Consider the following 7447-nt stretch of genomic DNA (forward strand, 5'->3'; position numbering starts at 1 on the left):
GGGTCCGTGATGTCGACGCCGCTCGTGGCACGCGGGGCGACCGGGGCGGTGACGTACGTGGGGAGCGGCACCGGGACCGGGTCCCAGCTGTCGCCCCTGACGTTCGGCGCGCCGGTGGCCCGGGTCGACGACCCGACCCTCGGCCTGGCCGCCTTCCAGCTCGGCCTCACCGCCCTCGCCGAGCTGCTCGCCTTCCTGACGCTGGGTCTGGTCCGCGAGTGGGGCGAGGTGTTCCCCCGGCGGCTGCCGTTCCTCGGCGGGCGCCCGGTCGGCGCCCGGGGCGCGACCCTCGCCGCGCTGACCGGGGCGTGCGGACTCGCCGCCCTCACCTGCTGGTTCGTGTACGTGGCGTACGCGGGCATCGGCCAGGACTCCCCCGGCACCCACACCGAGGGCATGCTCCAGCAGGGCCTGTTCCTCGCCTGCTACCTCCCGCTGCTCGCCTGGGCCCCGTTGCTCGCGGCGGTGGCGATCGCGTACCGCCGTCGCCGTCTCATGCCCACACGACCTTGACCACGGCGTGGCCCGACGAGGCGGCCCGCGCGTAGAACCTCCGGAGCGACTCGTGGCGTTCGAGGTACTCCTGTCTGAAGAGCGCCTCGTCCGGGCCGCGGAACCCGAGCTTCGTGCCGACGGCGTCCCACAGCTCGTCGAAGGAGACCGTCGCGAGGAACTCCGCCGCCCGTGACACTTCGGGCGGGTCCATGAAGATCATGGGCGGGTCGGAGACGTCGGCGTCGGTGCTGTGGGCCACGGGGCGGCCGCCGTAGATCGGCAGCGTCCAGGGTCCGTCGGCATCCGTACCGACGGCAGCGGCCCCGGCGTAGAGGTCGTTGACGGAGGACCAGGACTTCGAAATCGCGTCGGCGACACCCGCCGCGTGCTCGTCCTCGAAGTCGTCCCAGGCCTCGGAGAGGTACGCCGTGAGCCAGGTGTGGTCGTCCCGGATCTCGGATTCCGCGACGGCGCGGAAATGGAGGTGGATGCTCACCGCTGCAGGTCCCCTGGTTCGACGGCCCGCCGGTCGGACCGGACGGACCGACCCTACGCGGCGCCACTGACAACGGGACGTCCTGCTCGATGGGGCACCTCCTCGCCTTCCCGGTCATCGCTCAGGGAGCGGTCTCTGTCCGCCTTGCGAAACCCCAGGTCAGGCCGGGCAAGATGCTCCCATGAGCGAAGACGTGGAAAACAGCTGTGTGGCCGAGGTCATCGAGCGGGAACTGCAGTTGCTGAGTCCGGCCGTGCGGTCGTCCAGGGCGTTGGCGGATCGATTCTTCGATCCGGAGTTCGTGGAAGTAGGTGCCTCGGGACGTCGTTGGGATCGCCGGTCGATGGTCTCGGCGCTGCCGGACATGCAGGGTGCGACCGACGACGGCCCGCAGTACGTGCCCACCGGGATGACCGGCACCGTATTGGCGCCGGGGATCGTGCACCTGACGTTCGAGACCGTGCTCGATGGCAGGCGAGCCCGGAGGAGCTCGATCTGGCGGAAGTTGGATGAGGAATCGGGGTGGCGGATGTACTACCACCAGGCCACGCCCGTGCCGGAAGGCCAGTGACCCCCGGGCGGCGTCGCCGTGTGTGACCACGTCCAGGATCAGTCCCCGCCGGCGGGCGGCCCGCGCGATGACGCCGCCGGTGGAGCGGCCATGGGGTCTTCCCCGTCGTCCTCCCCCGGGTGACCCGGAGATCGCGGGCGGGGCAGGGCTTCGCGCGTCAGCTCAGGAGCGTCGGCGTCGCCGCGGCGAGGACGGTCGCGATCCGGTTCCAGGTCTCCCCGTCGCGCGGGACCGGGGGCAGGAGGGTGCCCGTGCCGGTGCCCCAGGCGGTGGTCAGGGCGACGGGGTCGGAGCCGGTGACGGCGCCCGCGGCGAGGGCCGCGGCGCCGAGGGCGACGAGTTCGTCGGCGGCGGGGACGACCAGGGGGCGTCCGGAGAGCCGGCGGACGGTTTCCGTCCAGGCGCGGCCTCGTGCGCCGCCGCCGATGAGGCGCAGCGGGCGGTCCCGTACGTCGCGGGCGGCCGGGTCGAGGCCGCAGGCGGCGAGGAGCGCGTCGAGGGCGCGCAGCACGGTGAAGGCCGCGCCCTCGTAGGCGGCGCCGAGGACGGCCCGGGGGTCGGTGCCGTGCCGGAGGCCGGTGACGAGCCCGGCCGCGTGCGGGAGGTCGGGGGTGCGTTCGCCGTCGAGGTACGGGAGGACGACTACGTCGCCGCCGGGTGCGGCGTCCTCGCGGTCGAGGCCGAGGAGCGTGGCGAACCGGTCCACGGCGAGCGTGCAGTTGAGGGTGCAGCCGAGCGGGAGGTACGTGCCGTCGGTGGCGGCGAAGCCGGCGAGGCCGGGGTCGGCGGGGCGGGCGCGGGTCGCGGCGAAGACGGTGCCGGAGGTGCCGAGGCTGACGACGGGGTGGTCGAGCAGGCCCGCGCCGCCGAGCCCGAGCCCGACGGCGGCCGCCATGTTGTCGCCGGTCCCGGCGGCGACGGCGACCGTGCGGGGCAGGCCGAGCGCCTCGGCGGCGGCCGGGGTGAGGGTGCCGACGCGGGTGGCGCCGGAGGGGGCGACGGCCGGCAGCAGGGCCGGGTCCAGGCCGATGAGGTCCAGGACCTCGGGGTCGTAGGCGCCGGTGGCGGTGCCGTACCAGCAGGTGCCGGAGGCGTCTCCGGGGTCGGTGACGGCGGCCCCGGAGAGGCGTTCGGTGAGGTGGTCGTGCGGGAGGCGGATGCCGGTCGTCGCGTCGGCGTGGTGCGGCTCGTGCTCGCGGAGCCACTGCCATTTGGCGGCGGTCATGGAGGCGACGGGGACCGATCCGGTCCGGGCCGGCCAGGACGCGGGGCCGCCGAGGCGGGTGGCGAGGGCGGCCGCCTGGGGCGCGGAGCGGGTGTCGTTCCAGAGCAGCGCGGGGCGGAGGGGCCGCCCGTCGGGGCCGAGGGCGACGAGGCCGTGCTGCTGGCCGGCGACGGCGATGCCGGTGACGGAGGCCGCCGGGACGCCCGCCTCCCGTACCGCCGCGCGGACGGCCGCGGCGAGGGCGGTCCACCACTCCTCGGGGTCGCTCTCGCGCGCCCCGGCGGAGCCGGTGACGGTGTGCGGGGCGCGGCCGAGGGCGAGGAGCTCGCCGGTGTCGGCGTCGACGGCGGCGGCCTTGGCGGACTGCGTGGAGCTGTCCACGCCGATCACGACGGAGCGGCTCGCGGGCATGTCCGTACCTCGTCTCTCGATCTCTCGGCTCGTCGGGGCTGGCGCCGGACCGGCCCCGTCCCGTATTAGTTATCTCAGAAAACAAATCCGGTTGCCAGTAGCAGGGAGACGCCATGACGGACTTCTCGCCCACCCCCGAGGACCGCTTCACCTTCGGCCTGTGGACCGTCGGCTGGCAGGGCCGCGACCCCTTCGGCGAGGCGACCCGCCCCGCCCTCGACCCCGTGGAGGCCGTCGAGCGGCTCGCCGCCCTCGGCGCGTACGGCATCACCTTCCACGACGACGACCTGATCCCCTTCGGGACGCCGGACGCCGAGCGGGACGCGATCGTCAAGCGCTTCCGGGACGCCCTGGACCGCACCGGGCTCGCGGTGCCCATGGCGACCACGAACCTCTTCGCCCACCCCGTCTTCAAGGACGGCGCCTTCACCGCCAACGACCGGGACGTGCGCCGGTTCGCCCTGCGCAAGACCCTCCGCAACATCGACCTGGCCGTCGAGCTCGGCGCCACCACCTACGTCGCCTGGGGCGGCCGGGAGGGCGCCGAGTCCGGCGCCGCGAAGGACGTCCGGGTCGCGCTCGACCGGATGAAGGAGGCCTTCGACCTGCTCGGCCAGTACGTCACCGAGCAGGGCTACGACCTGCGCTTCGCGATCGAACCCAAGCCGAACGAGCCGCGCGGCGACATCCTGCTGCCCACGATCGGGCACGCCCTCGCCTTCATCGAGCGCCTGGAGCGCCCCGAGCTCGTCGGCGTCAACCCGGAGACCGGCCACGAGCAGATGGCCGGGCTCAACTTCCCGCACGGCATCGCGCAGGCGCTGTGGGCGGAGAAGCTGTTCCACATCGACCTGAACGGCCAGTCGGGCATCAAGTACGACCAGGACTTCCGCTTCGGCGCGGGCGATCTGCGGCAGGCGTTCTGGCTGGTGGACCTGCTGGAGACGGCCGGTTACACGGGCCCGCGCCACTTCGACTTCAAGCCGGTCCGCACCGACGGCTTCGACGGGGTGTGGGAGTCCGCGAAGAACTGCATGCGGAACTACCTGATCCTCAAGGACCGCGCGGCGGCCTTCCGCGCCGACCCGGACGTCGTGGCGGCGCTCGCCGCCTCCCGGCTGCCCGAGCTCGCCGTCCCCACGGCCGCCGACGGCCTCGCGGCGCTGCTGGCCGACCCCACGGCGTACGAGGCGTTCGACCCGGACGCGGCCGCGGAGCGCTCGATGGCCTTCGAGCGCCTGGACCAGCTGGCCCTGGAGCATCTGCTCGGCGTGCGCTGACGACTCGTACGGGCGGTCAGCGCCCGGCGAGCGTCGAGCGGCGGACGACCAGCTCCGGCTGGAGCACCACGTGCTCGTGCCGGTGGTCGGCCGCCCGCTCGCCGGTCTCCTCCAGGAGCAGCTCGGCCGCCTTCGCCCCGAGGGTCAGCGCCGGCTGCCGTACGGACGTCAGGGGTACGGTCGCGGCCGCGGCGAACTCGATGTCGTCGTAGCCGACGATCGCCATGTCCTCCGGGACCCGGACCCCCGCCGCGTACAGCGACTGGAGCACGCCCAGGGCGAGCAGGTCGTTGGCGCAGAAGACGGCCGTCGGGCGGTCGGCGAGGCCGAGCAGCCGGGACCCGGCGTCCCGCCCGGAGGCCACGTCGAGGCGCTCGGCCGGGAGTTCCCGCAGCGCCGCGGCGGGCAGTCCGGCCTCGGCGAGCGCGAGCAGGGCGCCCTCGCGCCGGTCGCGGACCTGCTGGAGGTGGCCGGGTCCGCTGACATACGCGAAGGAGCGGTGACCGGTCGCGACCAGGTGCCGGATCGCGAGGGAGCCGCCGACGACGTCGTCGACGGAGACCGAGCAGCCGACGCCGTCGCCCGCCACCCGGTCGACGAGGACGGACGGGATGCCGTGGCGGCGGAACGCGCGCAGGTTGGCCCCGCTGGGGTCGGCGGGGGTGACCAGGACGCCCCGGACGCGCTGCTCGGCGAAGAGGGAGAGGTAGTCGGCCTCGTCGGCGGGGTTCTGGTCGCTGTTGCAGACCATCACGCCCAGGCCGGCCGCCCGGGCGGTGCGCTCGGCGCCCCGGGCGATGTCGACGAAGAAGGGGTTGCCCATGTCGAGGACGAGCAGCGCCATGATGCGGCTGCGGCCCGCCCTGAGCTGGCGGGCGGACTCGCTGCGCACGTAGCCGAGGCGGGCGATGACCGCGCGGACGTGCTGGAGGGTGGCGGGTGAGACCCGGTCGGGCTGGTTGATCACGTTGGAGACGGTGCCGACCGAGACGCCCGCCTCGCGCGCCACGTCCTTGATGCCGACACTGCCGGCGCCTGCGACGCTCCCGGCCCGCGCACTCCCGCCGTTCCCACCGCTTCCGGCCCGCGCACTCCCGTCGCCCCCGGCGCCGTCGACGGTGTCCGCGCCGCCGCCGCTCCCGCTCGTCCGCGCGGTGTCCGTCATCCGTCCCACCTGGTCCGTCCTGCCCCGCCGCCCTGTCCGGCCGGGGTCCGCCCCGTGAATTCATCCTATGCGGCCGGCCCCTCGCGGCCCCTCACGCGAGGTGGAAGACCTCGGTCAGCGGCCGCATGGCGGCGTCGGGCGCCCGGCCGTCGAGCTCCTCGAAGAACCCGGCCATCTCGGCCTGCCACCGGGCGTTGACATCGGTGGCCTCCATCACGGCGCGGGCCCGGTCGAAGTCCGGGGTCTCCAGGTAGCCGACGAGGAGCCCGTCCTCGCGGAGGAAGAGGGAGTAGTTGTGCCAGCCGGCGGCGGAGAGCGCCGCGAGCATGTCGGCCCAGACGTGCCGGTGGCGCGCCCGGTACTCCTCGATCCCCTCGGACCGGACCTTCAGCAGGAAGCAGACCCGCTGGACGTTCGCCGTCGCCATCCGATCCCCTCGACTGAAATGTTTCATTTCCGTGGACCTGGACGCTAGGTCGCCGACGCCCATCCGGTCAAGTGTCTTGACGACACCCTGCACGGTGACTAGCTTCCACCGAGCACTGAATCGATTCATTTCAAGGCTCCGAGGTGGACATGCCCGACATCGCTGCCGTGAAGGCCGCACTCGCCGCCCAGCGGATCGAAACGCCCTCCTGGGGCTACGGGAACTCCGGAACCCGCTTCAAGGTGTTCACGCAGCCCGGCGTGCCCCGGAACCCGTACGAGAAGCTCGACGACGCGGCGCAGGTCCACGCCCACACCGGCGTCGCCCCCAGGGTGTCGCTGCACATCCCGTGGGACAGGGTCGACGACTACGCCGCTCTCGCCGCGTACGCGAAGGAGCGCGGCATCGAACTGGGCGCGATCAACTCCAACACCTTCCAGGACGACGCGTACCGGCTCGGAAGCGTCTGCCACCCCGACCCGGCCGTGCGCCGCAGGGCCGTGGACCACCTGCTCGACTGCGTCGACATCATGGACGCGACCGGCTCGACGGAGCTGAAGCTCTGGTTCGCGGACGGCACCAACTACCCCGGACAGGACGACGTCACCGCCCGGCAGGAACGGCTCGCGGAGTCCCTGGCCGAGGTGTACGCACGGCTCGGCGAAGGGCAGCGGCTGCTCCTGGAGTACAAGTTCTTCGAGCCCGCCTTCTACACCACCGACGTGCCGGACTGGGGCACCGCCTACGCCCACTGCCTCAGGCTGGGCCCGAAGGCGCGGGTCGTGGTGGACACCGGCCACCACGCGCCCGGCACCAACATCGAGTTCATCGTCGCCCTGCTGCTCCGCGAGGGCAGGCTCGGCGGCTTCGACTTCAACTCCCGCTTCTACGCCGACGACGACCTGATGGCCGGCGCCGCCGACCCCTTCCAGCTCTTCCGGATCATGCACGAGGTCGTCAAGAACGGCGGCCTGGAACCCGCGGCGGACATCGCCTTCATGCTCGACCAGTGCCACAACGTGGAGGCGAAGGTCCCGGCGGTGATCCGCTCGGTGATGAACGTCCAGGAGGCCACCGCCAAGGCCCTCCTCGTCGACGCCGACGCGCTCGCCGCCGCCCAGCGGGCCGGGGACGTGCTCGCCGCCCACGCCGTCCTGATGGACGCCTACGACACCGACGTACGGCCCCTGCTGCGCGAACTGCGCGCGGAGCGGGGCCTCGACCCCGACCCGGTCGCCGCCTACCTGCGCTCGGGGCGGCAGGAGCTGGTCGCCGCCGAACGCAAGAAGGTCAAGAGCGCCGTCACCGACACCGACACGGTGATCCGCTTCGACCCGGAGAACAAGGCCGGCATCTCCAACCTGCTCACCATCATGT

The 7447-nt window shown here is 73.3% G+C and carries 8 protein-coding genes; 4 read left to right on the forward strand and 4 right to left on the reverse strand.

What is annotated here, in order from left to right:
- Window positions 1-513, forward strand: a 513-nt coding sequence (locus tag ABZ318_RS38295) for a hypothetical protein (RefSeq protein WP_356907041.1), incomplete at its 5' end; no start/stop codon positions are given.
- Here ABZ318_RS38295 and ABZ318_RS38300 read toward each other — a convergent pair.
- Window positions 494-991 carry a DUF1877 family protein gene (locus ABZ318_RS38300; RefSeq protein WP_356907034.1) on the reverse strand — a complete coding sequence of 166 codons (498 nt, stop codon included), beginning with the start codon at window positions 989-991 and terminating at the stop codon, window positions 494-496. The genes ABZ318_RS38295 and ABZ318_RS38300 overlap by 20 nt on opposite strands.
- Window positions 992-1172: 181 nt before the next feature.
- Here ABZ318_RS38300 and ABZ318_RS38305 point away from each other — a divergent pair, with 181 nt between their 5' ends.
- On the forward strand, window positions 1173-1562 hold the full coding sequence (locus ABZ318_RS38305; RefSeq protein ID WP_356907035.1) for a nuclear transport factor 2 family protein: 390 nt from the start codon (window positions 1173-1175) through the stop codon (window positions 1560-1562).
- A gap of 157 nt (window positions 1563-1719) precedes the next feature.
- Here the strand turns inward: ABZ318_RS38305 and xylB are convergent, their stop codons facing one another.
- On the reverse strand, window positions 1720-3198 hold the full coding sequence (xylB, locus tag ABZ318_RS38310; RefSeq protein ID WP_356907036.1) for a xylulokinase: 1479 nt from the start codon (window positions 3196-3198) through the stop codon (window positions 1720-1722).
- Between the two features lie 113 nt (window positions 3199-3311).
- On the opposite strand from xylB, the gene xylA reads away from it, so the two are divergent.
- Window positions 3312-4478, forward strand: coding sequence for a xylose isomerase (gene xylA, locus ABZ318_RS38315; RefSeq protein ID WP_356907037.1), 1167 nt, complete (start codon window positions 3312-3314; stop codon window positions 4476-4478).
- A gap of 16 nt (window positions 4479-4494) precedes the next feature.
- Here the strand turns inward: xylA and ABZ318_RS38320 are convergent, their stop codons facing one another.
- On the reverse strand, window positions 4495-5643 hold the full coding sequence (locus ABZ318_RS38320; RefSeq protein WP_356907038.1) for a LacI family DNA-binding transcriptional regulator: 1149 nt from the start codon (window positions 5641-5643) through the stop codon (window positions 4495-4497).
- 91 nt (window positions 5644-5734) lie between these two features.
- Window positions 5735-6070: an L-rhamnose mutarotase gene (locus tag ABZ318_RS38325; RefSeq protein WP_356907039.1), complete on the reverse strand. Its 336-nt coding sequence runs from the start codon at window positions 6068-6070 to the stop codon at window positions 5735-5737.
- 149 nt (window positions 6071-6219) lie between these two features.
- Between ABZ318_RS38325 and rhaI the strand changes: the two genes are divergently transcribed.
- Window positions 6220-7447, forward strand: a 1228-nt coding sequence (rhaI, locus tag ABZ318_RS38330) for an L-rhamnose isomerase (protein WP_356907040.1), incomplete at its 3' end; no start/stop codon positions are given.

The organism is Streptomyces sp. NPDC006197 (genome assembly GCF_040613865.1).
Lineage (GTDB): Bacteria > Actinomycetota > Actinomycetes > Streptomycetales > Streptomycetaceae > Streptomyces.